A 25238-nucleotide genomic window follows, 5' to 3' on the forward strand; every position below is an offset into this window, starting at 1 on the left:
TTTAAAATGTTTATATATTAGTAAACAAAACAAATAAATGTTTATAAAATAGTGATGGAAGAGAGGTTTTCCCAATGGAACTATCGGAAATATTCTGGAATGCCTCAATCGAAGAATTGAAGAGGGGGTATATAGAAGATCTAGATTCCTATATATGCCTTCTATGTGGTAAGAAGTTAGAGAAGGGAATTATTTACCCACATGAGGATATTCTTTATGAGGCAGAAAGGTTTATACGGGTCCATATTGAAGATACACACCACTCGGTATTTGAATCTCTCATCGACCTAGATAAGAAATTTACCGGACTAACGGATCACCAGAATCAACTTCTGCGTTTATTTTTTCAAGGCAAAAACGATTCTGAAGTGCAACAGGAGATGGGCATTGGCAGTGCCTCAACGATCAGGCATCACCGCTTTGCCTTAAAAGAGAAAGAGCGCCAGGCTAGGATATTTTTGACGATGATGGAATTATTAAAAGAAAAAGATCAACATGCCCCAGCCTTTGTTTCGGTTCCTAAAACGGCGAGAATGTTGGATGAGCGTTACAATATTACCGAAGAAGAACACGCGGAAATTGTGAAGAAGTATTTTCCTGGTGAGTTATCGGGGCGATTAAAAAAATTTCCTTTAAAAGAAAAGCAAAAGCTAGCGGTCCTACGCGAAATTGTCAAACATGTAAAAAGTGAAAAAACGTATGCTGAAAAGGAATTGAACCAATTATTGCAGTTCTTCTATGATGATTATGCACTGATCAGAAGGTATTTAATTGAATACGGATTTTTAGATCGAAAGCCAGATGGCAGCGAATATTGGTTAAAAAAGTAATCTAGAAAGTAGGGAATCAAATGGATCGAAAAAAAGAATTAAAGCAATTATATAAAGAAACACCGGTAGAAGCGGGAATTTATCAAATTAAAAATACCAAAAATCAAAAAAGTTTTATAGCAAGCACAAAGAATTTGAAAACGTTAAATGGTGTCAAATTCATGCTTGATATGGACGGACATAAAAATAAACAGCTTCAAAAAGAATGGATAGAATTTGGCAAGGATGCCTTTGAAATTGAAGTATTAGAAGTCCTTAAAAAAAAGGAAACAGGGTACTTCAACGAAAAAGAAGAGCTGCGTAAACTAGAAGAAAAATGGTTCGATCAGATCCAACCATATGGAGAGAATGGGTATCATACAAAAAAATAAGTTAACAAGGCATTTTTGCAGTTATTTTCCTCAGAGCAATTAATCTTAAAAGAAAAATACTATTAAAAGAGCTTGGATCAACCAAGCTCTTTTTGGGCTATCTCATTTGTTTGGTATAAATGCTTGAATCTAATTCGATAAAATGGACGGTTCTGAAGGAAACCAAAAGTAGGTATGTCCATCAAACTGCAGGTCAAACTTGTAAGCCACTGGTTCTCCAGTATAGAGAATCATCTGATAATTTTCAGGATCACCTTTCTCCATATTCGGTTGAAAGTTAGGAGAATCCTTACTTGTTTTTAATATTTGAAGAAACTGGCTAACTTGCTCGGGACTATTTAATTCTTTGATTCCTTTCGTATTGTCTGGAGTATATCCTTGATAAATTTCAATTCGATTGACTTTTTCTGTCGGCATATCTTGAAATTGCCATTTGTCCTTTTCCACATCTCTCGAAAAGTAAAGGGCATATCCATTAATGTTTCGGTTAGATTTTACGGCGATGAGATTTGGAAGCCCCTTAATCGTAAAAATCTCAGTTCCTTTTTCATGGAAGGCGGCATCGCCATCTTTTGTTTTATATTCCGGATCCGAAACATTGTCTGCTACTTTAAACTTTACCTCACCAAGTTTTTTGCCAATGTACTTTTCGTCAGCAATCACACCTGAATAGATTCCATCATACTCCTTACCGTCCCACTTAATAAAATCCACCCAATCAATGATTGCATTGTGTCCTAATGTCTGACAGCCTGATAGAATGATCACCAATAAAATAAACAGACTAAATGATTCCCTCATATTCCCACCCCCTTAATAATATAGACGAAGGTTAACCCTTTGGGTTTCGAGCTACTTTGTTGTCATTTTTAAAGAAGCACGGATTATTTTAAACATCGGCAAGAAGTATTTAGGAGAAAAAGTAAAACTCGGTCACTGGAGAGATTACCACCTTCAAATACGAGGAGAAGGAGTTCAAGATCTAGAACATCAATTTGTGTTAGACTGGAAGAAAAACACAGAGCAACAGATTCCTATACACAGTGCAACAAAGGAAAAGGGTGCAACCTCGCATCGATTTACTGCATATTATAGCGGAGAAAAACTTGGGCAAGATTATGCAATGCTGTTTCATCAAGCAAAAGAGTCCATCATTATAGTAACACCTTATTTTATACTAAATGACAGAACTATTTGGAACTCATTAGTGGATGCAAGAAAAAGAGGAGTTCGTGTTAAAATTCTGTTCTCACCTCATTCGGATGCACTGTTAGTTAAAGAGGCAGCGTTTCCATATATTCGAAAAGCATTAAACCAGGGAATAGAAGTATACGGTTATAAAAGGGGAGTGATACACGGTAAAGTATTCTTGATTGATAAAAACGTATTGATGGTAGGGACCGTAAATTTTGATTCGCGCTCGTTTCATTTAAATGAAGAAATGAACTGCTATATCCATGACCCTGTCTTTATTTCTAAAATAAAGCCAGTCATCAATGAAGACATCCAAAATTCAAAGCTAGTAACATCCTCTGACGTCAATCAATTATCTATAAAAGAAAAACTGAAAGAAAAGTTTGCAAAAATGATTGAGTATTATTTGTAAAAACTTTTATGAAACATAGGTTATAATACATCTATAATAAAATTAGTAAGGGGATATTATGGAACTTATTACAGGTAAAGTAATGATCATATCTTTATTTTTATTGATTATTACAATGATTGAGACCTTAGCCTATTCAACTAGAATCTCAGGAGCAAGAGTGAAATTAATTGCAACAGCCTTATCCTTGTTTAGTACTCTTGTGATAGTTTCAAGATTTTCAACGATGTTTCAACAACCTTTAACAGCGAAGCTTATTGCTGACGCACCTAATTTAAACAAATTACACTACATAGAGGAGCAATATAGAATCTTAATAGGTGTGACATCGATTGGAGTATTATTTGGAATTCTTCTTTTTCCATCGTTTATCAATATTTTTTCACGAGCTATCATTCAACTATCTAATCAACGTGGTTCCGTTATCGCACTATTTATGAATGAATTTAATCTTAAGGGTGTTAAAAAGGTTATCAGGTGTTTTAGACTACCAAGACTGAACTACCTAAAAGGGATTACATTAAAGACCATTCCCAAACGTCTTTTTGTTGTTAATGTCTTTATTTCTGCTGTATTTACCGTGGGTGTGCTTTCTTCAATATATGCATCCATGATCGTTCCAAAGGATTATGCCCAGGCTGCCTTAATGTCTTCAGGGATTATAAACGGTATCGCAACTATTTTGTTAACATTGTTTATTGACCCTAAAGCTTCCGTATTAGCAGATAGAGTAATGAAAAAACAGAGTGATTATATTTATTTAAAGAGTTATTCGTTAACAATGATTAGTTCAAAATTAGTGGGTACGATCGTGGCTCAACTATTATTCATTCCTGCTGCTTATTATGTTGCTTGGTTTGCCAAGTGGATATAATGAGCATTCCTCTTTCTTCTAATGTTAAAATGAAAAAGAGCTAGGCAAGAATTCTTTCATTTTTGAGCCACTCATAAATGGTGTAAAATGCAAAGTTGTTTACTTTCAACAGATTTAAGCCGCATTCCTCGTTGGAAAAATGCGGCTGTTTCAAAAAATAGTTATTTACTTATGATTTAAACCCGACGATCAGACACAAATATTATGACCAAAAGAGTTCTTTACTAAATTCGTTACTCAACAAAAGCTCCCGCTTGTTGAATAGAAACACCAACATATATTGTGGCTCAGGCTCATTGGTCTTTTTCCTTTGCCATAGGCAGTTGATCTAAATATTCATTTTTAATCATCAGATTTAGACTATCTTCTCCATATTTCAGAAGCTCGGCTCTTAAACGAATAAAATGAAGTCCTAAATCTCTTCTCATCATTATTGATAATGCCATTCCATATCTAACTGAAATAATATCTGTAAATATTAATATTTTAAATAACATTAATCGATCAGAAAATGGTGCCACAGTCAAATCCGTTATTTCACTTTCCCATGTTGGGAGATGCGGTAAGTCATTTTCAGAAAGGATATCCTGAAAAATCACCAAATGTTTTTGTAAAATTTCCGATCCACGTTTAAAATGACTGCTTAACTCTTTAGATTGTGATGTCTGCGCAAAACTTTTCAAAAATTCTTTGTAATTTTCTGCTGCTTTGAAACAAAATTCTAGTTGGCTAATTTCTTGTACATTTAACGGTCGTCTGTCTGAAAACCACCCTGCTAAAAAGCTTTGATTATCTACTTTGTCAACTCGTTCTGGTTTTGGTACGTGTAGTTTCGGATGATGCAACCCTTTTTTTACCATGATGTCAGAACATTGGTTATAAATGTTTTTGGCGTTCGTCCAGCAATATTCATAAAATTGGCGTATATCAGAATTAATAGAAGTGGTTAAAAACATGGAATAAAATATACATCCATCTTGTGCCAGTACAAACTTTGTGAAAAGCATGAAGTTATCAGAATAAAGAGGTTGACCTTTAACATCCACATCCTGCTCATCAAATCCATCTGGAAGAGGATAACCAGCCTCTTCTAAAAACTTTTTCGATTTTTCCACTTCTTCAACTGAAAACATTTCTGCATTTTTAAGCATGTTAGATATATCATCATCTTGACTATTGGCAAGAAAATAACGAGTAACCCAAACAGTCATCGTATTAATTAAATATGTGTTCCAAAGATTAGATATTTCTGATGGAGTTAAGTCTTTGATTGTCAATTCTTTCCCTCCCAAAAAACGATAAAGTTTAATTTATTAATTAAAGTACCCATATTACAGAACTATATTTAACATTTCTGCTACAAGATTCTAAAGTATTAGATGAATTCTTTATACATTTTTAGTTAAAGTGGTTGGTTATTAGATTCATCAAATAGGAGTTGTCGAGACTTTCTATTTTCCTGTCTGAACAGTATAATCAGGGATGGGAGTTGAGATAGATGAATAAAAATGACATCGCTAATATCCGGAAGCAATTTAAATTAAATAATGATCTCATGTCCATCCGAGAGATCTACAATGTCTATGTGAAAAAAGAATCAGGTGAGATTTATCATCATGTTTGTCAACCATTTCAAATGTTAGAACAGGAAGCACAGGAATTGTTTTTGGTAAATTTCAAAAAGGTTTTGACAGGTCAACTAGATGCCAAACTATTTGAGCTGAAATTCAGGCGTGATATGGAAGACAGCACACAGACCATCCTCTTCGACGGTTTACAGGCAGACACAACCGAAGATTGGATTGAATATATGTTCGAAATCGTCGGGAAAATGTTTGCTCATACTGTTTATGAATTTGATACGGTCGTGACATTTATCCGGGGAGAATATCGAAAAGCGACTCGGAAGCGGAGTTCTGAATCCGAAGAAGGCGGGGATAACGAAGTCTATACCAACCAGTTTATTCTTTGTAGTCTCAATAAAACGGATCAGCCGAAAAAGGCTTTGCTGTTTGATTATATCGAGAAAGAATTTAAATCGAATACAGTCTTTGATCCAATTATTAATTTAGCCTCTCCATTGTCAGGCTTTCTGTTCCCTGCTTTTAATGACAATTCTGCAGATGTGAACCGAATTCTTTATTGTGCTGGGAAAGTGAATCAACCGGATTTTACCTTTATTGAACAGGTTCTCAATTGTGAAGAAATCATCACTGCCGAGGAAGATAAAGGCGGTTTTGAACTGATTTTAAAAAAAGTAATTGGAGATCAAGTGGATTCCACGGTCATTTCCAATGTCTACGAGGAAATTGATAAAGTGGTACAAGAGAATATAGAAAACGAAGAAAGTGAAGCACCTATGCTAGATTATCGGGACATCGGACGCATCTTAGAGGTGAGCGGAGTCGAAAACGTGGATGCCGCCAAAGTAGAGCATGCTTTTAAAGATGTGCTAGCAGACGAAAACCATGAATTTAAAGCAAGCAATTTAGTTCCTAAAACGATAAAGATCAATACCAATGTGGCAAATTTAGTCATCGACCCAAAAGACCTAAAGAACATAAAATATATTATGTATCAAGGAAAACGGTGCCTATTGTTAGAAATCGATGAAGATGTAATCGTCGAAGGATTTCGACTTGAATCGGAAACGCTCTAGTGGTTGAGGGACAGGTTCCTTGATCTGAATTTTAGTTGGTTCTCTACAAATCGTAGAGACCAATTTTTTTGTTTTAGGCTGGGTTTTAGACAAGTTAAATTCCTTTATTTTATTATTTCCTAAACCCTAATAAGTAATAAAACAGTGAATGAAAAAATTATTTTTACAAAAAATAATAAGGCAACAGGTCAATATCAAGGAGGTATTACATGCCTAAAGTTGAAGTATCTTGTGCAATCTCTAACTGTTCATTTTATGGAGAAGGAAATGTTTGTACTGCCGAAAAAATTATGGTGGAAATAGATAACCATGCAAGATATGATACAGAGATGTCTTCCGAATTAGGTGAAAAGAATCATATAGATACGGCAAGTACCTCAGCCGAAACCTGTTGTAAAACCTTTAAACCTAAACGAAGCAGATCTTAGCTAAACTTATACAAAAGTAAAGGGACGGATCTTGTGCTTCCTAGGTGGGAAGATCAAGTTCCGTCCTATTTTTTATCATTTATTTTTAGACAAATTCAAATTTTTTTGGATTTACTTTTTCATCACACGGTTTTTAGATAACGAAATACAATATAATAAATTAAAACAGGAATAGGCGGGATAAAAGATGAGGAAAATGATTTATTTGTTCGCTATCTTAATCGCTTCGATGGGTTTAGCCGCTTGTAACCAGCAACAAGAAGTGGTAAAAGAAAAACCACCTGTAACTGAACCAAACGAAGAAAATACCTCTAATCCCGATGAGCCCGTTATCAATGAACCAGAGGAAAAAGTATATCATAATGAAGTGTTTAAAAATGTCGTCGTCACGGAAACCACGGATTCCATCATTGTAACAGGGAAAGCTCAAGTCTTTGAAGGAGTGTTTCAATATGCTCTATATGATGGAGAGAAAGTCGTGAAAGAAAGTAACTACCAAACAGCAGGGGCACCTGCCTGGGGAGATTTTGAAATCACTTTTGAAAAAGATCTAAATTCAACAAATACCATGAAATTGGAATTATTTGTTTACTCAGCAAAAGATGGTTCAAAAATAAATACATTAGAAATTCCGATTTCAAAGAAATAGAGATTATAGGGTCTCTGCAATCTATATAAGTAAACGTAGTAGCTGCCATTTGGTGGCTTTTTTTCATGGAAAACCCAAATTTGTTTTTAGAAAAGGAGGAATGATAAGGCGCTGTCAAGAATAGGAATAGTTGACAATGAACAGAGGTGAAATCAATGTTAACAAAGGAAAAATTATTTGAAATAAAAACACTTCAGAAGATTTGCGAGCAAGAGGGAGGCTTTCAGCTGAAGTTGAATTATGAAATGCTTGAAAATCGGGTAGGAAATAAAAAGGAAGACTTCTTCCATTATGAAGAAGGAAGGCTAGTCGGTTTTCTTGGCTGCTATGCGTTTGGAAATAAAGTAGAGCTTTGCGGTATGGTGCATCCGGATTACCGGAGGAAAGGGATATTTTCTAAGTTACTTGAAATGGGACTTGGAGAGGCCAATCAACGATATTCTAGGATTTTGTTAAATGCTCCAACCGAATCCCAATCAGCGAAGCAGTTTTTGAAGAACATTCCATGTACCTTTGAGGTGGCGGAATATCAAATGAAATGGCAGGAAACTGAATTGATCGAGGATTCGACTGTTACTCTAAGGCCGTCTATTTCAAATGAAGATATGGAAGCGGAAATACAACTCGAAATATTGAGTTTTGGATTTGAGGAAAATGGAGCACGGGAGTTTAATCAACTGATTAGAGAAAACAGCAGTGATCATCATCTTATTATCGAATCCAATGGAAGAGTTGCTGGGAAAATGCGTGTTTCCGAATCGAAGGGAGAAGCGTGGATTTATGGGTTTGCCGTATTCCCTGATCTTCAGGGTAAAGGGATTGGGAGAAAAGCGTTAACTAAAGTGGTGCTAATGGAACATCAAAAAGGGCTGCCCATTTTTCTAGAGGTAGATTCCAAGAATGCTCATGCCTTGAGACTGTATGAATCATGTGGATTTAGAAGTTACCATTCACAGGATTACTATCTTTATCAATAGTAATTTTTTAACCGATAGATGAATTAACTGTCTTAAAATATGGAGGGGTGTCATTGCAAACATTGTTTCGTTATAATTGGATGGTCAGAGAAGAGTGGTATCGATGGTGTGAGGATGTCAATGAAGAAGAACTTCTACGGAACCGAACTGGTGGAGTTGGGGGTATATTGCATACACTCTTCCATATAATAGATGTGGAGTGGAGCTGGATACGCGTTTTAGAAGGTAAATCAGATTTTAAGGAAAGTTTTGACGCCTATAAGAGCTTGGATCAGGTTCGAAAATTGGACGCAGAATTTCGACCATATGTAGAGAAATTTGTATACAACTGGGACAGCAGCATGGAAAACAAACTATTTTACGACAGACTGCCAAATGGGAGCATTGTTACTGATACTTGGGGCGAAGTGATAAGACATGTCATTGCCCACGAAATTCACCATATAGGACAGATATCCATCTGGGCAAGGGAAGCAGGTAAAAAGCCTGTATCTGCAAACCTTATTGGACGGGGTCTTGCACAGCGGATTAACTAGAGAAATTTGATTGACGAGGGCTGACGTTTCTTCTATCTGAGGAAACGTATTTTCGGTAAAAATGGAAGTGGGTTTATTTGCCTCTTCCATAATAAGGATTTATTATTTTAGCTTGAACTGATTTTTTACAAATTTATAATTTTGATCGATAGTTTTACTACCATCTACCTTTATCGTCATGAAACCGAGTTGTTCCGCATTTCCACTGATCTTTTGAGCAAATCCAATATCCCTATTCATCCAATTGGAAAAGGCTAACTCAGGATTGTCATATTGGTTTAGTATGTCGTGAATCCATTCCCGTTTAGAGTAGTGCCTTACTTGGAATTCAGGGGTTGGTACACTGGACATATGGTCTTCATAACAGTCATCACATTTGTAATATGTAAAGTCATATTCATTCACAAGCCGTCGAGCAATGGTAGTCTTTCCCGCGCATGGAGAGCCTCCAATCCAATAAACATGGGAAAGTTCTTGTTTTAAATCAAGCATCAAAAACTCCTTTCAATACGAAAATAACAGACATCTAAAAATTTTAAGTGAGTCTAAGTTACCTTCAATGCAACCAATAAATTATACCATTATTTAGGGATGACAGAAAAAAATTAATAAATTCAAATTTGAAATTGGAGGAATTAATATGGAACCTATTAACATGCCCGGTCTTTCTACAAGGCCGTTTCAGCTGACCGTGGAGCGTACAATGGATTCCTCGACCGCTGTTCTTTACCAAGCATGGACTAAGCAATTAGACCGCTGGTTCGCCGCACCAGGGAGTGTAATTATGCAGGGGGAAGTCAACACGGTTTTCTTCTTTGAGACCGTTTATAAATTAGAGACTAAAAGTGAGGCACAACGACATCCTCATTATGGGCGTTTTTTGAGGTTAGAGAAAGACCGTTTAGTCGAAATCACTTGGGTTACTGGTGAGGGGGGAACAAGGGGAGCTGAAACAGTTGTCACGGTTGAACTTGAACCTAATGGCAACGGAACGAAACTCCGTCTTACCCACACAGGATTTCCAGATGAGGAATCGAAAAATCAACACGAGGAAGCGTGGCCCTTTGTTCTTGAACAGTTAGACATGCGTATGAAGGGTCATTCCTAAATAGGTAGAACTTCACATCAGCTAAGAAAAATCTCATCACTCCTCATGAACACTTCATGAGGACAAATGTTGCATAAAGTTTTGGAATTCTGTCCTCATGAACACTCCATGAGGACAATTTTTGCATTTTGTATTGGATTTTGGTCTTCATGAACACAAGTTTTTCAATTTCGCGGCATCCGAAACTAGCTACAATACAAGGTGGTTTTCTTATAAAAATTCACAGTAAGTGCAAAGAATGTTTGTAAAATAAGCGAGAGAATTAGTTGTTTTCCCCGGTTTTTTCCTCAATAAACATCTAAACACGAACATTATTTAATTTTTTTATAAAATTATTCACCTTTTCATTGAAAATCTATTAATACTTTGTTATATTAACAAAGTAATAAACTTACATATCGTTACTCGTATATGCTCGGAAATATGGTCTGAGTGTCTCTACCTGGTTCCCAATGAAAGAACTAGACTACGAGTTAAAGTGTTTGGCTTCTGCCAATCAATCATTAAGCATAAAGAAAATTTCTGCTTAATAACCAATACTTTAACTTTCGTATGTCTAGAGGGGTAGAAATCATTCTACATTTCTAGACTTTTTTATTTTCGAGTGTATCAAACCACAAGAAAAAAGGGGCGCTTATCTATGAAAAACAACATGCTAAAAAAATGCACGTTATTAGCAGCGATTGCAGTACTGTTAATAACTGTATTTGTAGGAGTTAAGCCAAATTTACTTCATGAAACAGAAGTAGAAGGTGCCGAGCGACCAATTCTCATTGAAGGTCCAATGCCAATTGAAGCTGAAAATTTTGCTCTAAAATTAGAAAAGGTTAAAGTGGAAAAGTCTGGAACTTTTGTCTTTTACAAAGGAAAGCTAAATAATTATCCTGTCATTGTCGTTAAGACAGGTAAAGGAATGGAAAACACAGCGGCTGCTACCGCAGTTGCGATTGAAAAATATAACCCTATCGCAATTATTAACCAAGGAACATCGGGCGGGCATGACCCAAGCTTGAATGTATTTGATATTGTTTTAGGGAAGAGAACGACAAATATCGGTTCATTAAAAACAGGAAATATCGCAGAAAACCAAGGGATGGATCCATCTAATTGGAAACCAATGGACTTAATGGCTTCTGAAGGCAGTGGATCAGATCCGAATGCTGAAAAAATCCGTTATTACGAGGGTGATGCTGAGCTACTTGCAGCTGCTAATGCTGTAAAAGATAAATACACCAAAGGTAAGGTAGTTAAAGGTACGATTGGTTCAGCAGACGTTTGGAATAATGAAGTTGATCGCATCAAATGGTTCCATACAAATTACGGTACATCAGTAGAAGAAATGGAAGGCGCCGCCGCAGCACAAATTGCCAATGCTTATGATGTAGCATTCTTAGGCATTCGAATCCTATCTAATAATAAAACAAATGGCGGGCAATACAATCCGAATACTGCAGCTGCAAATCAAGACTATGTTTATGAAGTTGTTAAACAATATATTTCAACTTTACAGAGCAAATAATTCGGAAAAGAAGTACTGATATTTTCGGAGTCTTTAGTAAAGGTACCTGAGAGCTGTTTTAAACAGCTCTTTTTTTTATGAACCTTTTCTTAAAATAGTTGGTTTTTTTATTCGCTGATAAAATGGTTGGATTCGCTGATAAAATTGCAGTTTCGCTGATAAAATTGTAGATTCGCTGATAAACTTACGAAATTCGCTGATATATTAGATTGAGTAACTAAAAAGGTGTGATTTTACACCTTATTTTGACTTATTTGGAGATTCAACGTGGCTAATAATGACATTCTAATGAGGCAACGGTCAATCACTGCATTTAACTGTAGTTTTTTTGCTGAAAAAGGGTGTCTTTGGTGAAAATAATTCAAATATGATCATCAAAGGGCTGATGAATAGATTAATATAAAGTGGATTTTAATCATATTCATTGTGTTACTAATTACTGTTGATCGGGACGTTATGATTCTATCAAGAAACAGTGATCACCACTTTTCCTTGCGAGTGTCCTTCTTCGAAATATCGGAAGGCTTCATGCACTTCACTCAACTTATAGCATCGATCAATCACAGGTTTTACTTTCCCGTTATCAAGAAGTTCTTTCAAAAATAACAAATCTTTTTGGTTGGGTCTTTGTAAAAAGGTTCCCATTTTCTTACTTCCAGTCATGGATATCCATGGTCCGAGGGTCATCGCTTGGAACATTTGAGCGCTGGAACCTCCGACGTGAACAAATATTCCATTGGGATTTAATGTACGCTTATAAGCAGAAATAGGTTTATGTCCGTTAACACCAAGGATCAGATCATACTTCTCCGCTTCCTGGGTAAAATCATCTTTGGTATAGTCTATCGCATGATCTGCTCCAATTGATTGTAAAATGTCTAAATTTCTTGGACTACACACACCGGTTACTTCGGCCCCCAAGGATTTAGCAATCTGGACGGCGAAAGTCCCGACACCGCCAGAGGCACCATTAATCAGGACCTTTTGCCCTGATTGAATCTTGCCTTTATCTCGTAGGCCTTGTAAGGCTGTCACTCCCGCCATGGGTGCTGCAGCGGCTTCTTCATAGGACAGATTGGCTGGTTTTAATGCTAAGGCACTTTCGGGAACTGATACATATTCGGCAAAACCGCCCCAACCAAAACCCGAAAGATCCCCGAACACATCTTCACCAGGTTTAAACTGCTGTACATTTTTGCCAACGGCTTCTACCTGACCTGCAATGTCACCTCCGGGTATCCGGTATTTTGGTTTAAAGAGCCCGAAAGCAAAACGGGCTAAGAACGGTTCTCCTTTTAAAAGCACCAAGTTGCCAAAATTAATGGATGCTGCATGAATTTTTACCAGTACCTGATTGTCCTTAGGGATCGGTTTTTCCACTTCAGTTAATTCAAGCGCATCCGGCGGACCATATTTGTTAGAAACGATTGCTTTCATTTCGAACCTCCTCATGACCTTTATGAGTTCATCGCTTATTGACGCTCAAGTTAAAAGATATTCCAGCTAAATGGTATTCAAGACTGAATTTAACTTTTTTCCACAAAAAAAAGAGAAGTAAAAAACAAATTTAATGTTTTTTACTTCTCATTATATTTTTACAAATGTAAGTAACATTCTTATACAAAAATTTTCAAGATTATCATAACTATACCTGCTATCAATGCTGATAATGGCAGTGTAATCACCCAAGTTGTCACAATTCTTATCGCGACACCCCAATTAACCCCCCGAAACCGCTTCGAAGAACCAACACCTAATATAGCCGATGAAGATACATGGGTAGTTGAAACGGGTAGTCCAAACATGGTTGCCCCTTGTAAAACGGCAAAGGATGTTAAATCGGCTGCAAAACCATTGATTGGTTTTACCTTGAATATTTTTTTCGCAACGGTTTTGATAATCCGCATTCCACCAATCATGGTTCCTAGACCAATTGTTCCTGCACAAATCACTTGGACCCATAATGGAACATCTAATGTAGATTGAAAACCACCTGCAACCAAGGCAAAAACAATGATTCCCATTGTCTTTTGACCATCATTTCCTCCATGAGAAAAGGCAGCTAACCCGGAAGCTACAATTTGGAATCCACGGAAACCACGAGTTGCACGGTAAGGATTTACGTTTTTGAAGATAATCGCTAAAAGTTTCATTAGAACGAATCCAACACCAAACGCTAAAAAAGGAGAAATGATTAGAGCTTTAATAATATCGGTGAATCCTTCCCAGTTAATAGAATCTAAACCCGATCCAAAAATAACCGCCCCAGCTACAGATCCGATTAAGGTATGGGATGAAGAAGAAGGAATCCCATAATACCAAGTTAACAGGTTCCAAAAGATTGCCGCAATCAGAGCAGCAATGACGATTAACAATCCATTATCAATTTGAAAAGGATCCGCAATTTTTCCGCCAATCGATTTCGCAACGGCTTGTGAAGTTAAAGCCCCGACAAAGTTTAAAGCGCCAGCATAGAAAACGGCAAAACGTGGAGATAAAGCTTTTGTAGAAACGGACATGGCAATCGCATTAGCGGTATCATGAAAACCATTGATGAATTCGAAGATTAAAGCAAGGATAAGGATTATAATGATAATTGTCATTAGAACCTCCAAAAGTTTATGGACTAATAATCTAAGTCTTAATTCAATGTCATTAAGCGTTCTTCATAATAATGGTTTCTAATGTATTGGCCACGGTTTGACAGAAATCAGCAATGTTTTCCAGTTCTTCATAGATTTCTTTATATTGAATAATACGGATCGGATCTTTTTCATTAATAAACAGATTTTTAATCGATTCACGCAAAACTCCATCACATTTTGATTCCAAATCTTTAATTTTGATGGCATGTTCCCGCATGTTTAGTAATTTCTTTGTTGCCAGCATTTCCACCGCTGTTTCAATTTCAGCAGTACAGCTTCGGATCGCCTCAACAAACCTAAGCATGTAATCATCCGCATTGATAATCGAATACATTTCAAATAAAGCAGCAGTATGTTCTAAGCCATCTAAAACATCATCCATGCTCATCGTCAATGTTAAAATATCCTCACGTTCAATATAGGTGATGAAGGCATTATGTAAATCTTTAATCACCTCATGGACCAAATCATCACCCTTGTTTTCATATTCCTTCATCTTTTCTGAAAAAATTTTCAGATCGCTAACGTTTTTTAGTTTATAGTCTGCAAAATAATTAGCACTTTCTTTCAAATTAGTAGCAATATTCCCTAAATAAACGGCAAATTTGTCTTTTTTTCTAGTAGCCATGCGATAACCTCCACTTTTTCAAAAGAATTAAAATATCAATTTTGTTAATAATACAAACTTAATATTTCCAATTAGCCATATCCGATTCATGAAGGGGAGGGAGTATATTGCCTAATGACAATAAAAAAATATCCTGGGTATATTCCGCAGGATATTTTCAACTTATGGTTTTGTGTTGGCTAAAAAGTGTTTCCCTTCATCACCTATGCATGCTTGAAAGATAATCGAGAACTTGGTTCCTTTTCCTGGTTCACTTTCGAGTTCCACTTTTCCTTTCATCGCATGGACTAACTGATAGGAGATGGTCAGCCCTACACCCGTCCCTTTGTCCTTTGTCGAGTAAAAAGGTGTACCAACCTTGTTAATCTGCTCTTTTGTCATGCCCGACCCTGTGTCAATTACTTCTATGATGATTTCCCCAAGATTATTTAAATAGGCATTAACAGTCAGTAACCCCTTGTGTCCGATTGCTTCAATTCCGTTCTTGATGATATTTACCAAAATCTGCTTCAGTTCGTCCCTATTTCCATTCATATATAACGAATCCTGGATGGAAGTTTCAATTCGGATATTATTAATATTAGAGTATGACGTGATAAGACTAATGGCATTGGTTACTTCGTTTGAGACGTTAATGGAACTGAAACCCTCTGTATTGGGTTTTGCTAATGATAAATAATCATTAATGATCGATTGGGCATGGTTCAATTCTCTAAGAGATATGTCGATGTAGTCCTTATGGCTACTATGTACGTGACTGTCACTGCCCATCAACTGCAAAAAGCCTTTGACGGTTGTCATCGGGTTCCTTACCTCATGTGCAACGGATGCTGCCAGTTGACTAATAACATTCAATTTTTCAGCCCTTTGCAGTTCCTTTTGGATCTTTAGATGCTGATCCACGTAATCAATGATAAATACCACCATCAGTAAACTAATCCAGGAAACTATATAAAATAAAATCATAAAAGGTATTTGTTCAGTATGATGGTACTTAAACATAAAAAAGGTTTTGAATAACATTGATGCAGAATAGATAATGCTGACAACTAAAATCTTATTATCCGCCATAAAGGATTCATACTTCATTGTGAAAAAAATCATGAGACACGTGACAAGCGAAATATTTAATAAATTGATGTATATGCCATCCCCGCCAAGATAAAACCTGTAAATAAACAGCAAAGTTACTGTCATGAAACCTGGAATCATTCCTGCATAAACAAAAGAAATGATGGCAGGTATAACTCTGAAATCATAGTAATATCCCTTTTCTAATTCGATAGGAAACGACATCGTCAGGAGTAACATGATTAGAAGCAATAGGGACAATTTAGAATACGGTTTCCTTCGTTTATCATCGCTCTCATTAAAGAACAATTGGTAAACCAAGATAGGAAAGAGAACCATTAAAACTTGATCAAAGACATGTGGAAACTCAGTCATGATGCATCACTTGAATTTAACCTATCAAATTTATAATCTTCAGATAGGAATAAAGACAGTTGTTTGAGATGACCGTTGTGGGTCTCTTTCTTCATTAAGGTTATTGAATCATAAAAAACCATACCTTTGTTATCTCCCCTTATAAAATATAAACGTATTCTTAATTATATGAAACTTAAAGAATAATGCAAATACTTTTCTATTAATTCACTAGCTTAACATAAAACGACCAAAGAGGTACTCGTAAAAAACAGTCTTGATGAAGAATATGTTTAAGCAGGATATTATTGTTTTTTATAGAATTTTACATATAAAAATGGGGAAAATAGGTGGAAATATATGAATAACATCATAAACTATTACAGTGAGTTTGATGAGTGGGGAAGACTTGATCGAGAACCGATTGAATTCCAAGTAAATTGGCACTACATAAAAAAATATCTGCCTGAAACGGGATATATCCTTGATAACGGGGCTGGACCTGGAAAATATTCAATGGAACTCGCCAAAGAAGGTTATAAGGTAACTCTAACAGATTTAACGCCTAGATTAGTAGAAATAGCTGAAAATAAGGCAAAAGAAATTCATTTAAGAGAACAATTTGAAGGTTTTTATACAGCTGATGCTAGAAAACTTGATATGTTTAAAGATGAACAGTTTGATTCTTCTTTAATGCTTGGTCCTATGTATCATTTACAGGAGGAAAATGAGCGAATTCAAGCCGTCAAAGAATTACATCGAGTAACAAAAAGAAATGGGCTGGTTTTTGTTGCTTTTATGCCTAGAATAAGGCACATTCTTACATCGCTCTTATACCCTGAAAATTGGAGGCCCCACGATAATATCGATACCATTATTCAATTTTCTCACTCGGGTTGCTTTAATCACGCAGATGAGAGGCGTTTTACAGGTGCGTATTATTTTAATATTGAAGACATCAATCCTTTTATGGAAGTACACGGATTTGAGACCTTAGAATTAATAGGTTCGAATATAGGCGCAATCTTAAACCATGATCATTGGAATTTTTGGAAAGACAAAGGTGAACAAGAAGTAGAAAAGATTATAGCTTTCTTCAAGGAAAGAGCAGCAGACCCCTATATTCTCGGAATATCATCGCATTTGTTATATATCGGAAGGAAGAAATAAGTTTATTACCGTGGTAAGAATTTATATGACAAAGTGAAATATAACTTTTAAAAAAGTAGGGATAACCTCAATAAGAATGATAAGAGCTGAATGCAGCTCTTTTTTCTTTGCAAATTAATGGAACTTAAATATAAATATTCCATTACTGTAGATACTAAACTTTACTTGTTTTACGAGATTAAGGTAGTCAAATATTAAACGAAGGTATATAATCAATTTATAATTTGTACCTATAAATTTTATAAATAGTAATAAATTTAATTGAATGGTATAAAAACGGAGGTTTTATCATGAGGTTTCCACATGATTTTTTATTTGGAGCAGCATCTGCTTCTTATCAGATAGAAGGGGCATGGAATGAAGATGGTAAAGGGTTAACAAATTGGGATGTCTTTTCAAAGATTCCGGGAAAAACGTATGAAGGGACAAACGGAGATGTCGCGATAGATCACTATCATCGCTACAAAGAAGATATTAAATTGATGGCCGAAATGGGACTTGAATCTTACCGTTTTTCCATTTCATGGGCACGAATTCTGCCTACAGGAGATGGGGAAGTCAATGAAAAGGGTTTGGAATTTTATAATAATGTCATTAATGATTGTTTAAAGTACGGGATTGTTCCCTTTGTTACGCTTTATCATTGGGATTTGCCTCTGACGCTTGAAGAAGATGGAGGATGGACGAATAAACGTACAGCAGAAGCCTTCGTGAAGTATGCAGACGTTTGTTTTCGGGCATTTGGTGACCGCGTCAAACATTGGATTACGTTCAATGAAACAGTTATGTTTACGGGATTAGGCTATTTAAAAGGAGCTCATCCGCCCGGTATCCAAAATGATGAAAAAAAATACTTTCAAGCGACCCATTACGTATTTTATGCCCACGCAAAGGCCATCGAGGTCTATAAAGAATTGAATCATTACGGCGAGATTGGGATCACCCATGTGTTTTTACCAGCCTACAGTGTAGATGATCAACCTGAGAATATATTAGCAGCAAGACATGCCAATGAATATGAAACTTTTTGGTATTATGATCCGATTTTAAAAGGGGAATATCCGTCTTATGTGGTTGAGCAATTACAGGAGAAAGGCTGGACGCCAAACTGGACTCAAGAAGAACTGGATACGTTAAAAAGAAATGCGAGAAAAAATGATTTTATTGGACTTAATTATTACCAGCCGATTCGAGTGGAAAAAAATCATGAAGCTGCTTTATCGATGGAGCACTCACGAGAAACATCTACGCTAGCGCCAGGAAACCCGTCCTTTGATAATTTTTATCGGACAGTTAAGATGGAAGATAAAACCTATACAAAATGGGGCTGGGAAATCTCGCCGCAAGGATTTTTAGACGGACTGCATATGTTAAAAGAGCGTTACGGTGATATAAAAATGTATGTAACAGAAAATGGCCTTGGCGATGAAGATCCGATTATTGATGGAGAAATCGTCGATGTTCCTCGTATTAAATATATAGAGGAACATTTAAAAGTGGTTAAGCGTGCTATTAAAGAAGGTATTAATCTAAAAGGGTATTATGCGTGGTCTGTGATTGATTTATTAAGCTGGTTAAACGGGTTTAAAAAGCAATACGGATTTATTTACGTGGATCATCAGGATAACTTAAACCGAAAGAAGAAGCTGTCGTTTCACTGGTATAAGCATATTATTGAGACGAGAGGCGAGGAGCTATAAATAAAAAGAACCTCTTGGTTTTAACCAAGAGGTTTTGTGTATAATAGAGGCAGTTAAGAGTTTTGAGCGATAATAGGGAGATAATATGGCCGTAAAATACAAAGAAATAGCTGATTGTTTAGAACAGGAAATTCGGGATGGGAAATTTGATCAAACGAAAAAATTACCGACAGAGGATGAACTAATAAAAAAATTTGAAGTGAGCCGAAATACAATTCGGAAAGCAGTTACACAGCTAGTTAACCTCGGGCTTATCTACCAAGTCCAAGGCAGTGGAATGTTTTTACGTGATAAGTCTGTTACTGATTATATCAATTTAGGCAGTCTTAGAGGGTTAACAAAAGATTTGAATTCAAAAGTAATTGAGACAAAAATCCTGTCATTACAAGTCCAAACAGCCGATGAAATAATCGCTAAACAAATGCGTTGTGAAGTCGGTACAAAACTTTATTATATTAAGCGGCTGCGAGTGGTTGATCATGAACCCTTCTCGATTGAAATAAGTTACTTTAATAAAGATATTGTGCCTTATTTAAATGAAGACATTGCATCGAGTTCTATTTATAGTTTTCTTATCGATGACCTGAAATTAAATATTGGCTTTGCTGACAAAGTAATCAACTGTGAGAAAATTGATGAAGCAAGTGCAGAATTGCTTCATATTCATCCATTAGATCCAGCATTAATCATTGAAAATACAGTATGCTTAACGAATGGAACCATCTTTGAAGTATCGAAATCATTATTTCACTATCAAAAAGCAAAAATCTTAAATCGAATTAATTTTAAATAAAAACGGTTAAGACCCCCATTATAGGGTTCCGTTTTGAGGATAATTAAAGGGAGGAAGTATAATGTCCAATAACGTAAGACAAAGAAAAATAATTTTAGATTTAGCAGTTACTTTAGACGGTTTTATTGAAGGGAAAAATGGGGAAGTTGATTGGTGCATTATGGACTCTGAGATGGATTTTATTAATTTCTTAAATCAAATTGATACTATTTTATATGGAAGAAAAAGCTACGATTTATGGGGACAATTTACTCCAGAAAATGAAGAAACTGATACTGAAAAAGAAATGTGGGAATTAGTTTATAGTAAAGAAAAATATGTGTTTTCCAGAACGCAAAAAGGGACTGATCATAAAGCAATATTCATAAATGATAATATTCTTGAAGAAGTAAATAAATTAAAGAATAAGTCTGGTAAAGACATATGGCTATATGGCGGGGCAAGTCTCATTACATCTTTTATCAATTTAGGGCTTGTTGATGAATTTAGATTATCTGTTCATCCTGTTATTTTAGGAGAAGGAAAACCGTTGTTTATTGATATAAAACAGAGGTTGAATTTAAAAATGGTTAATACAAGAACGTTCTCCTCCGGCGTTGTGCAACTAATCTATCATTTGAATGGAAATTAATAATTTTGCGTGGGCCCGAAATGTTTTTAACATACTTCGTATGTGACATGCGCCCAAATCATACATATTTTAAAAGGGAATTAATCGTACTTCATACCGAATTTCACCAACATAACGCACCTGCTGCATGCAATTAAGGAAAGGTAAATGAAAAAACAGGAGGGGCTTAGTATGAAATTTACGATCCAGTACATTCCTTTAAACAAAATCAAGCCTGATTTATCGATGAAAATTACAGAGCACATTAAGAAACTTCAGAGAGTAATGTGGGACTGCATGTTTGTTTTGGTTGTCAAAAAAAATCGGAAGGATGGTAACTACATTATTGTTAGCGGTCAAGATCGATTTGAATCCCTTAAAAAGCACACGAAAAATATTTATGCACCTTGTATTGTTGATAAAAATAGTAGTTCCTCTGGAATGAGATCGTGGCTTCATCGTTTACGAAACAAACAACCCCTTGATGATTTTCCTTTAATGCCGGCCAGCTGGTCAATCGTTCGCTCCTTTTTAAAACAAGAACCTCGTTTTAAAGAACTATCCCGTTCCGAACAAATAAGAGTGCTACTTATCGCAGCACGTTATAAGAAAACCGTGATTTATTCCATGAAAACAACAGTAAATGAAATTTTAAAAAGTAAAAATAAACCACCTCTTCAATAAAATCATGATGAAGCCCCAGAATGGAAAAGCGGCATTTGATGCCGCTTTTCCACATACTAATACAGAGTTGACAAGTGGATGACTATTGACTTATATTCTGAATATTCACTACAACTGGAGGGTAAACATTTGAGACGTATTCATTATAGTTGGTTTATATTATTGATAACTTTCTTTTCTATTATTGTGGCAGGCATTGTTCGATCCTCATCCGGAGTGTTAATTGTCCCATTAGAAAACGCGTTCGGATGGGATCGGTCATTAATCTCCTTGGCGTTTGCGATTAACCTTCTCATATACGGGATTTCAGGTCCTTTTATGGCGGCGCTGTTAGAGGAAATTGGATTAAAGAAAATGATGATGTTGGCCATGTCAACGCTGTTGGTCGGTGTATTACTCACCCTATTAATGGAGGAACCTTGGCAATTAATGTTAATTTGGGGTGTGATTATCGGCTTAGGATCGGGTCTGTTCTTAACGATATTAAGCCCCTATGTTGCAAATCATTGGTTTGAAAAAAGAAGAGGACTTGCCGTTGGTATTTTGACAGCTAGTACAGCTACGGGACAGTTAATCCTCCTACCGTTGTTAGCTATGATTATCGAAGCGTATTCGTGGAAATGGGCGATTGGTTTTATCCTAATCCTTAGCTTGATTATGTTGGTCATCATTCTACTATTTATGAAAAACTCTCCAAAAGACGTAGGGATTCTCCCATACGGACGTAAAGAAGAAGTACTAGAGAATGAAGTAGTCCAAAAGAATAATCCCATAATAATCGCCTTTCGTACATTAACGGAAGCGGTAAAAGTGAAAGAATTTTGGTTGCTAGCAGGAAGCTTTTTTATATGCGGACTTTCTACTAGTGGTTTAATCGGCACTCATTTTATTTCGTACTGTATTGGTTTCGGATTTACTGCGGTTACTGCGGCTTCGATGCTTTCTTTTATGGGGATATTTGATTTAATAGGAACCACGCTTTCTGGTTGGTTATCCGATCGGTTCGATAATCGTTGGCTGCTGTTTTGGTATTATGCTCTAAGAGGGGCCTCACTTGTCTTACTTCCCTTTGCACTATCTGAAGGTTCTATTACTCTACTAATTATTTTTTCTGTTTTTTATGGACTAGATTGGATTGCAACCGTACCTCCAACTATTAACATTTCACGGCAAATTTTTGGAATTGAAAAAAGTGTCGTTGTTTACGGCTGGATCTTTGCAGCCCACCAATTAGGTTCAGCTGTGGCTGCCGGTGGAGCCGGGATTATTTATAATATCTTCACCTCTTACACATGGGTATTTGTTCTTGCCGGAATGTTTTGTTTATTAGCTAGTTTATTTGTCATCGTGATAAAAAAACAACCATTAAAAGTAGAAGTGAGTCAATCTTATAAAGCCTAGATTTTTAAAGAAGTAGTCTTCATTAATAAAAAAAATCGGAGGGAATTTTATGGAGATTGAAAAAATATATGGTGATTTACCAATTTTAGAAACTGAACGTCTTATTCTTAGAAAAATGACTTTTGAGGGGATATTAAGAAAAGGGATATACATAAAAGACAAACATCAAGATCTAAAGATGTACTCTATTTTAAAAGAAGAGTTTCAAACTTGATTGTCTTGTATAAAAATGTTCATAGACTTGAAGAAATGGCTCAGAATAGTGAACTGAGCCATTTTATTTATAATTGCAAAACAGATGCAATACAAGGTGTAAATTTGGTTATATTTTCTGGTATCACGATAAGAAACGAAACCCGTTCCTGTCATCACAGCCTTTTTTTACTAAGATTATTTAGGCAGGTCATTCACTTCATCTGCCACACGGATTCCTGATTCAATTGCTCCTTGGATCCAACCATGCGTAAGTCCAGTATGTTCACCGGCAAAATGTACTCTCCCCTCAGGTTTAGAAACGTAAGGATATAATTCTCTATCCTGACCAGGTTCTAAGGATGTAAAAGCTCCACAAGAATACGGATTCTTACTCCAGCTAAAAGAAGCTCCTGTCACGAATTCTGAATAAACCTGATGCCCGAAAATTTCTGCCAAGTTCATGAGAGCATATTGGATCAATTCTCTTTGAGTTAGGCTCTCTAATGTTAAGGCCTCATCAGCCCAGGTGTAACTCGCGATTATTACGGCAGGTCCATTTGTACCAATGCCATAGCTTGGATAATATGTAAAACGGATCGGCAGTTCCGTAATGGATTTACCTCCAAGTTGCCCTGCTTTTTCCCAAAATCTACTTTTAAACTCGATGGCGATCTTTAATGAGGCCATATAATTGAGTTCACGAATCGCGGTTCTTTTATAATAGGAGAAAGACTCGTAGGGTTCAACTTTCACAAATCGTAAGGTCGAAAAAGGGATGGCAACGATCGCAAGATCACCCGTTATCATGAAATTCTCGCCAGTTTGTTGGTTCATACAATGAATAGTTACACTATTTTTGTTTTGAGAAATCTTCATCATCTTTTGGTTGAACAAAATATTCTTGTATAATTGCGGGAGAAAGGCAAGAGGCAAACGGTCCATGCCACCTGTAATTTCATAGAAAGTCTTGGTTGTTGTTAAAATGATAAGTTCTCGGATAACTTCAACAAAGGCCATCCCCATAAATGCTTCCAAATCGAGAAGTACACCAATCATATCAATGGCACCGATTGAAAAATAAGTGTTTAAGAATGAATTAAAGGATACATTCCTATATTGTTTTTCAATTAGAGGCAAATTCTTTTCTGGATCTTGATTAATAAAATCGATAATTGGCTGTACCACAGAAAGCAATAGTTTTTCAGACGATTTCCCTCTTTCATTTTCTGCAACAGGATATTTTAAAATGCTTGGGTTACTTTCAAATACACTCAGTCGTGTTTTAATGCCATTTGCGTAGAGGATGTCATTTGGAGTTCGATTAATAAATTTATTTGTAGGTAACTTAAATTTTTTAATATATTCAAAGGTTATCTTATGTTGTTCGGGAATACGCATTGCTCCAGCATTAAAATATAAGTTACTACTAAAGGGAGCCCTCATCGTGAAAACACGTCCTCCAATTCTATTATTCGCTTCCAGAATGGTGACTTGATGACTGCTTTCCTTTAGTAAAGACGCCGCGACGAGTCCAGCCATTCCGGCACCAACAATAATCAAATGTTTAGGAACTTGTGTCTTCTTAAGACCATTTTTAATGATGGCGAGCATTTCTTGTTCTGTTAATGGAGAATTCATGTGATGAGGCAACCTCCCTTACTTTCCCCAAAAAATGGCTTAATGAATTATATACAGTTAAATGGCTGCTTATGTGCTATTTTCCCGTTTAGACACTGCTCTTTTTGTTGGGAAAATTTGTTGATTTATCCATAAGAAAAATTACCTATTAGTATATTTCTTTTACTGAACGTATGTGCTATAACATAGTAGAGAAAGGACCTCTATAATAAATAAGGAGGACAATTCATGAGAGTGGAGCAGAAAGAATTTGATGTTCATCATTTACGCTATGTGATAAGGTCTGCTATGGAGAAAGATGCGAAGGACTTGTCTGAATTAAGAATGCAAATAGATGGTGAAACAGAAAATTTAGATAGAGAAAAAGGCGAAGCCTTCATAGATGAATCAGGTTTTAAACAGATTATTAAGAATGACACAGAAAATATTCATAACCTATTTTTGGTTGTTGAAGTGGATAATAGAATTGTAGGGTTTTCGAGATGTGAAGGATTCAAATTGAAAAGATTTGCTCATAAAGTAGAATTTGGAGTCTGTATTTTAAAAGAATTTTGGGGATATGGGATCGGGAAAAACCTCTTAATAGAATCTATTCGATGGGCAGACTCAAATGGGTTAAAGAAAATATCTTTGGCTGTTCTCGAAACAAACCATAAAGCAATCAAGCTTTATGAAAAACTTGGCTTTGAAGTGGAAGGGATTCTAAAAAAAGACAAAAGACTATCTGATGGGAATTACTATCATACCATTTTGATGGGAAGGTTTAATAATTACTAATAATAAGGAGAAATT

The 25238-nt window shown here is 36.0% G+C and carries 26 protein-coding genes, 1 pseudogene and 1 riboswitch; of the genes and pseudogenes, 19 read left to right on the forward strand and 8 right to left on the reverse strand.

Annotation, left to right across the window (positions count from 1 at the left end; genetic code table 11):
• Positions 1-74 precede the first annotated feature (74 nt).
• Both ACJ004_RS05020 and ACJ004_RS05025 read left to right on the forward strand, forming a co-directional pair.
• A complete protein-coding gene (locus ACJ004_RS05020; protein WP_410891503.1) occupies positions 75-830 on the forward strand; it encodes a DUF2087 domain-containing protein in 756 nt (251 codons plus the stop codon).
• A gap of 20 nt (positions 831-850) precedes the next feature.
• Positions 851-1201, forward strand: a complete 351-nt coding sequence (locus tag ACJ004_RS05025) for a GIY-YIG nuclease family protein (RefSeq protein WP_410891505.1) — start codon at positions 851-853, stop codon at positions 1199-1201.
• A 129-nt stretch (positions 1202-1330) separates the two neighbouring features.
• On the opposite strand, the gene ACJ004_RS05030 is transcribed toward ACJ004_RS05025, so the two are convergent.
• The gene (locus ACJ004_RS05030) at positions 1331-2002 is read right to left on the reverse strand and encodes a hypothetical protein (RefSeq protein WP_410891507.1); all 672 of its coding nucleotides are present in this window, start codon (positions 2000-2002) and stop codon (positions 1331-1333) included.
• A gap of 91 nt (positions 2003-2093) precedes the next feature.
• On the opposite strand from ACJ004_RS05030, the pseudogene ACJ004_RS05035 reads away from it, so the two are divergent.
• Both ACJ004_RS05035 and ACJ004_RS05040 read left to right on the forward strand, forming a co-directional pair.
• Positions 2094-2807 (forward strand): annotated as a pseudogene (locus tag ACJ004_RS05035) (phospholipase D-like domain-containing protein); the annotation flags it as partial.
• A 58-nt stretch (positions 2808-2865) separates the two neighbouring features.
• Positions 2866-3681 carry a lipid II flippase Amj family protein gene (locus ACJ004_RS05040; RefSeq protein ID WP_410891509.1) on the forward strand — a complete coding sequence of 272 codons (816 nt, stop codon included), beginning with the start codon at positions 2866-2868 and terminating at the stop codon, positions 3679-3681.
• A 293-nt stretch (positions 3682-3974) separates the two neighbouring features.
• Here the strand turns inward: ACJ004_RS05040 and ACJ004_RS05045 are convergent, their stop codons facing one another.
• Positions 3975-4958, reverse strand: coding sequence for a DUF3231 family protein (locus ACJ004_RS05045; protein WP_410891510.1), 984 nt, complete (start codon positions 4956-4958; stop codon positions 3975-3977).
• 221 nt (positions 4959-5179) lie between these two features.
• Between ACJ004_RS05045 and ACJ004_RS05050 the strand changes: the two genes are divergently transcribed.
• The 5 genes from ACJ004_RS05050 (at position 5180) to ACJ004_RS05070 (ending at position 8930) form a co-directional block, all read left to right on the forward strand.
• On the forward strand, positions 5180-6340 hold the full coding sequence (locus tag ACJ004_RS05050; protein ID WP_410891512.1) for a DUF4317 domain-containing protein: 1161 nt from the start codon (positions 5180-5182) through the stop codon (positions 6338-6340).
• A gap of 209 nt (positions 6341-6549) precedes the next feature.
• The gene (locus ACJ004_RS05055) at positions 6550-6768 is read left to right on the forward strand and encodes a DUF1540 domain-containing protein (protein ID WP_410891514.1); all 219 of its coding nucleotides are present in this window, start codon (positions 6550-6552) and stop codon (positions 6766-6768) included.
• 187 nt (positions 6769-6955) lie between these two features.
• Positions 6956-7417 carry a Gmad2 immunoglobulin-like domain-containing protein gene (locus ACJ004_RS05060; protein WP_410891516.1) on the forward strand — a complete coding sequence of 154 codons (462 nt, stop codon included), beginning with the start codon at positions 6956-6958 and terminating at the stop codon, positions 7415-7417.
• Between the two features lie 155 nt (positions 7418-7572).
• Positions 7573-8394, forward strand: coding sequence for a GNAT family N-acetyltransferase (locus ACJ004_RS05065; protein WP_410891517.1), 822 nt, complete (start codon positions 7573-7575; stop codon positions 8392-8394).
• A 53-nt stretch (positions 8395-8447) separates the two neighbouring features.
• Positions 8448-8930: a DinB family protein gene (locus ACJ004_RS05070; RefSeq protein WP_410891518.1), complete on the forward strand. Its 483-nt coding sequence runs from the start codon at positions 8448-8450 to the stop codon at positions 8928-8930.
• Positions 8931-9032: 102 nt separating this feature from the next.
• Here ACJ004_RS05070 and ACJ004_RS05075 read toward each other — a convergent pair whose 3' ends face one another.
• Positions 9033-9422 (reverse strand): DEAD/DEAH box helicase family protein, encoded by a 390-nt coding sequence (locus ACJ004_RS05075; protein WP_410891520.1) that lies wholly within the window; start codon positions 9420-9422, stop codon positions 9033-9035.
• Between the two features lie 148 nt (positions 9423-9570).
• Here ACJ004_RS05075 and ACJ004_RS05080 point away from each other — a divergent pair, with 148 nt between their 5' ends.
• Together ACJ004_RS05080 and ACJ004_RS05085 are read left to right on the forward strand one after the other, a co-directional pair.
• Positions 9571-10038 carry an SRPBCC family protein gene (locus tag ACJ004_RS05080; RefSeq protein WP_410891521.1) on the forward strand — a complete coding sequence of 156 codons (468 nt, stop codon included), beginning with the start codon at positions 9571-9573 and terminating at the stop codon, positions 10036-10038.
• Positions 10039-10423: 385 nt separating this feature from the next.
• Positions 10424-10527: riboswitch (purine riboswitch) on the forward strand.
• 151 nt (positions 10528-10678) lie between these two features.
• Complete coding sequence (locus ACJ004_RS05085; protein WP_410891522.1) at positions 10679-11557, forward strand: 5'-methylthioadenosine/S-adenosylhomocysteine nucleosidase; 879 nt, start codon at positions 10679-10681, stop codon at positions 11555-11557.
• Positions 11558-12022: 465 nt separating this feature from the next.
• Here the strand turns inward: ACJ004_RS05085 and ACJ004_RS05090 are convergent, their stop codons facing one another.
• The 4 genes from ACJ004_RS05090 to ACJ004_RS05105 all read right to left on the reverse strand — a co-directional run bounded on the left by ACJ004_RS05090 (position 12023) and on the right by ACJ004_RS05105 (position 16276).
• Complete coding sequence (locus ACJ004_RS05090; protein WP_410891523.1) at positions 12023-12994, reverse strand: NAD(P)-dependent alcohol dehydrogenase; 972 nt, start codon at positions 12992-12994, stop codon at positions 12023-12025.
• A 179-nt stretch (positions 12995-13173) separates the two neighbouring features.
• Complete coding sequence (locus tag ACJ004_RS05095) at positions 13174-14160, reverse strand: inorganic phosphate transporter (protein ID WP_410891525.1); 987 nt, start codon at positions 14158-14160, stop codon at positions 13174-13176.
• 52 nt (positions 14161-14212) lie between these two features.
• Entirely contained in the window at positions 14213-14830 is a 618-nt protein-coding gene (locus tag ACJ004_RS05100; protein ID WP_410891527.1) for a DUF47 domain-containing protein, read from the reverse strand.
• 162 nt (positions 14831-14992) lie between these two features.
• The gene (locus tag ACJ004_RS05105; RefSeq protein WP_410891528.1) at positions 14993-16276 is read right to left on the reverse strand and encodes an ATP-binding protein; all 1284 of its coding nucleotides are present in this window, start codon (positions 16274-16276) and stop codon (positions 14993-14995) included.
• A 339-nt stretch (positions 16277-16615) separates the two neighbouring features.
• Between ACJ004_RS05105 and ACJ004_RS05110 the strand changes: the two genes are divergently transcribed.
• From ACJ004_RS05110 to ACJ004_RS05140, 7 genes are all read left to right on the forward strand, one after another.
• Complete coding sequence (locus ACJ004_RS05110) at positions 16616-17425, forward strand: class I SAM-dependent methyltransferase (protein ID WP_410891529.1); 810 nt, start codon at positions 16616-16618, stop codon at positions 17423-17425.
• Between the two features lie 290 nt (positions 17426-17715).
• Positions 17716-19125, forward strand: coding sequence for a GH1 family beta-glucosidase (locus tag ACJ004_RS05115; RefSeq protein ID WP_410891530.1), 1410 nt, complete (start codon positions 17716-17718; stop codon positions 19123-19125).
• 85 nt (positions 19126-19210) lie between these two features.
• Positions 19211-19918, forward strand: a complete 708-nt coding sequence (locus ACJ004_RS05120) for a GntR family transcriptional regulator (protein ID WP_410891531.1) — start codon at positions 19211-19213, stop codon at positions 19916-19918.
• 61 nt (positions 19919-19979) lie between these two features.
• Positions 19980-20549, forward strand: a complete 570-nt coding sequence (locus ACJ004_RS05125; protein ID WP_410891532.1) for a dihydrofolate reductase family protein — start codon at positions 19980-19982, stop codon at positions 20547-20549.
• A gap of 171 nt (positions 20550-20720) precedes the next feature.
• Entirely contained in the window at positions 20721-21212 is a 492-nt protein-coding gene (locus tag ACJ004_RS05130) for a hypothetical protein (protein ID WP_410891533.1), read from the forward strand.
• Positions 21213-21341: 129 nt separating this feature from the next.
• Positions 21342-22613, forward strand: coding sequence for an MFS transporter (locus ACJ004_RS05135; RefSeq protein WP_410891534.1), 1272 nt, complete (start codon positions 21342-21344; stop codon positions 22611-22613).
• Between the two features lie 49 nt (positions 22614-22662).
• Positions 22663-22827 carry a hypothetical protein gene (locus ACJ004_RS05140; protein ID WP_410891535.1) on the forward strand — a complete coding sequence of 55 codons (165 nt, stop codon included), beginning with the start codon at positions 22663-22665 and terminating at the stop codon, positions 22825-22827.
• Between the two features lie 176 nt (positions 22828-23003).
• Here the strand turns inward: ACJ004_RS05140 and ACJ004_RS05145 are convergent, their stop codons facing one another.
• A complete protein-coding gene (locus ACJ004_RS05145) occupies positions 23004-24446 on the reverse strand; it encodes a flavin monoamine oxidase family protein (RefSeq protein WP_410891536.1) in 1443 nt (480 codons plus the stop codon).
• Positions 24447-24674: 228 nt separating this feature from the next.
• Here ACJ004_RS05145 and ACJ004_RS05150 point away from each other — a divergent pair, with 228 nt between their 5' ends.
• A complete protein-coding gene (locus ACJ004_RS05150; RefSeq protein WP_410891538.1) occupies positions 24675-25223 on the forward strand; it encodes a GNAT family N-acetyltransferase in 549 nt (182 codons plus the stop codon).
• Positions 25224-25238 lie beyond the last annotated feature (15 nt).

It is taken from the genome of Neobacillus sp. 204, from assembly GCF_046562815.1.
GTDB lineage: Bacteria > Bacillota > Bacilli > Bacillales > Cytobacillaceae > Neobacillus.

Coding starts and splice junctions, on each gene's coding strand:
- ACJ004_RS05060 (WP_410891516.1), top strand. CDS start 6,956: ATGAGGAAAATGATTTATTTGTTCGCTATCTTAATCGCTTCGATGGGT.
- ACJ004_RS05125 (WP_410891532.1), top strand. CDS start 19,980: ATGTCCAATAACGTAAGACAAAGAAAAATAATTTTAGATTTAGCAGTT.
- ACJ004_RS05110 (WP_410891529.1), top strand. CDS start 16,616: ATGAATAACATCATAAACTATTACAGTGAGTTTGATGAGTGGGGAAGA.
- ACJ004_RS05090 (WP_410891523.1), bottom strand. CDS start 12,994: ATGAAAGCAATCGTTTCTAACAAATATGGTCCGCCGGATGCGCTTGAA.
- ACJ004_RS05105 (WP_410891528.1), bottom strand. CDS start 16,276: ATGACTGAGTTTCCACATGTCTTTGATCAAGTTTTAATGGTTCTCTTT.
- ACJ004_RS05145 (WP_410891536.1), bottom strand. CDS start 24,446: ATGAATTCTCCATTAACAGAACAAGAAATGCTCGCCATCATTAAAAAT.
- ACJ004_RS05150 (WP_410891538.1), top strand. CDS start 24,675: ATGAGAGTGGAGCAGAAAGAATTTGATGTTCATCATTTACGCTATGTG.
- ACJ004_RS05055 (WP_410891514.1), top strand. CDS start 6,550: ATGCCTAAAGTTGAAGTATCTTGTGCAATCTCTAACTGTTCATTTTAT.
- ACJ004_RS05130 (WP_410891533.1), top strand. CDS start 20,721: ATGAAATTTACGATCCAGTACATTCCTTTAAACAAAATCAAGCCTGAT.
- ACJ004_RS05120 (WP_410891531.1), top strand. CDS start 19,211: ATGGCCGTAAAATACAAAGAAATAGCTGATTGTTTAGAACAGGAAATT.
- ACJ004_RS05095 (WP_410891525.1), bottom strand. CDS start 14,160: ATGACAATTATCATTATAATCCTTATCCTTGCTTTAATCTTCGAATTC.
- ACJ004_RS05075 (WP_410891520.1), bottom strand. CDS start 9,422: ATGCTTGATTTAAAACAAGAACTTTCCCATGTTTATTGGATTGGAGGC.
- ACJ004_RS05115 (WP_410891530.1), top strand. CDS start 17,716: ATGAGGTTTCCACATGATTTTTTATTTGGAGCAGCATCTGCTTCTTAT.
- ACJ004_RS05100 (WP_410891527.1), bottom strand. CDS start 14,830: ATGGCTACTAGAAAAAAAGACAAATTTGCCGTTTATTTAGGGAATATT.
- ACJ004_RS05085 (WP_410891522.1), top strand. CDS start 10,679: ATGAAAAACAACATGCTAAAAAAATGCACGTTATTAGCAGCGATTGCA.
- ACJ004_RS05020 (WP_410891503.1), top strand. CDS start 75: ATGGAACTATCGGAAATATTCTGGAATGCCTCAATCGAAGAATTGAAG.
- ACJ004_RS05065 (WP_410891517.1), top strand. CDS start 7,573: ATGTTAACAAAGGAAAAATTATTTGAAATAAAAACACTTCAGAAGATT.
- ACJ004_RS05040 (WP_410891509.1), top strand. CDS start 2,866: ATGGAACTTATTACAGGTAAAGTAATGATCATATCTTTATTTTTATTG.
- ACJ004_RS05025 (WP_410891505.1), top strand. CDS start 851: ATGGATCGAAAAAAAGAATTAAAGCAATTATATAAAGAAACACCGGTA.
- ACJ004_RS05080 (WP_410891521.1), top strand. CDS start 9,571: ATGGAACCTATTAACATGCCCGGTCTTTCTACAAGGCCGTTTCAGCTG.
- ACJ004_RS05140 (WP_410891535.1), top strand. CDS start 22,663: ATGGAGATTGAAAAAATATATGGTGATTTACCAATTTTAGAAACTGAA.
- ACJ004_RS05030 (WP_410891507.1), bottom strand. CDS start 2,002: ATGAGGGAATCATTTAGTCTGTTTATTTTATTGGTGATCATTCTATCA.
- ACJ004_RS05050 (WP_410891512.1), top strand. CDS start 5,180: ATGAATAAAAATGACATCGCTAATATCCGGAAGCAATTTAAATTAAAT.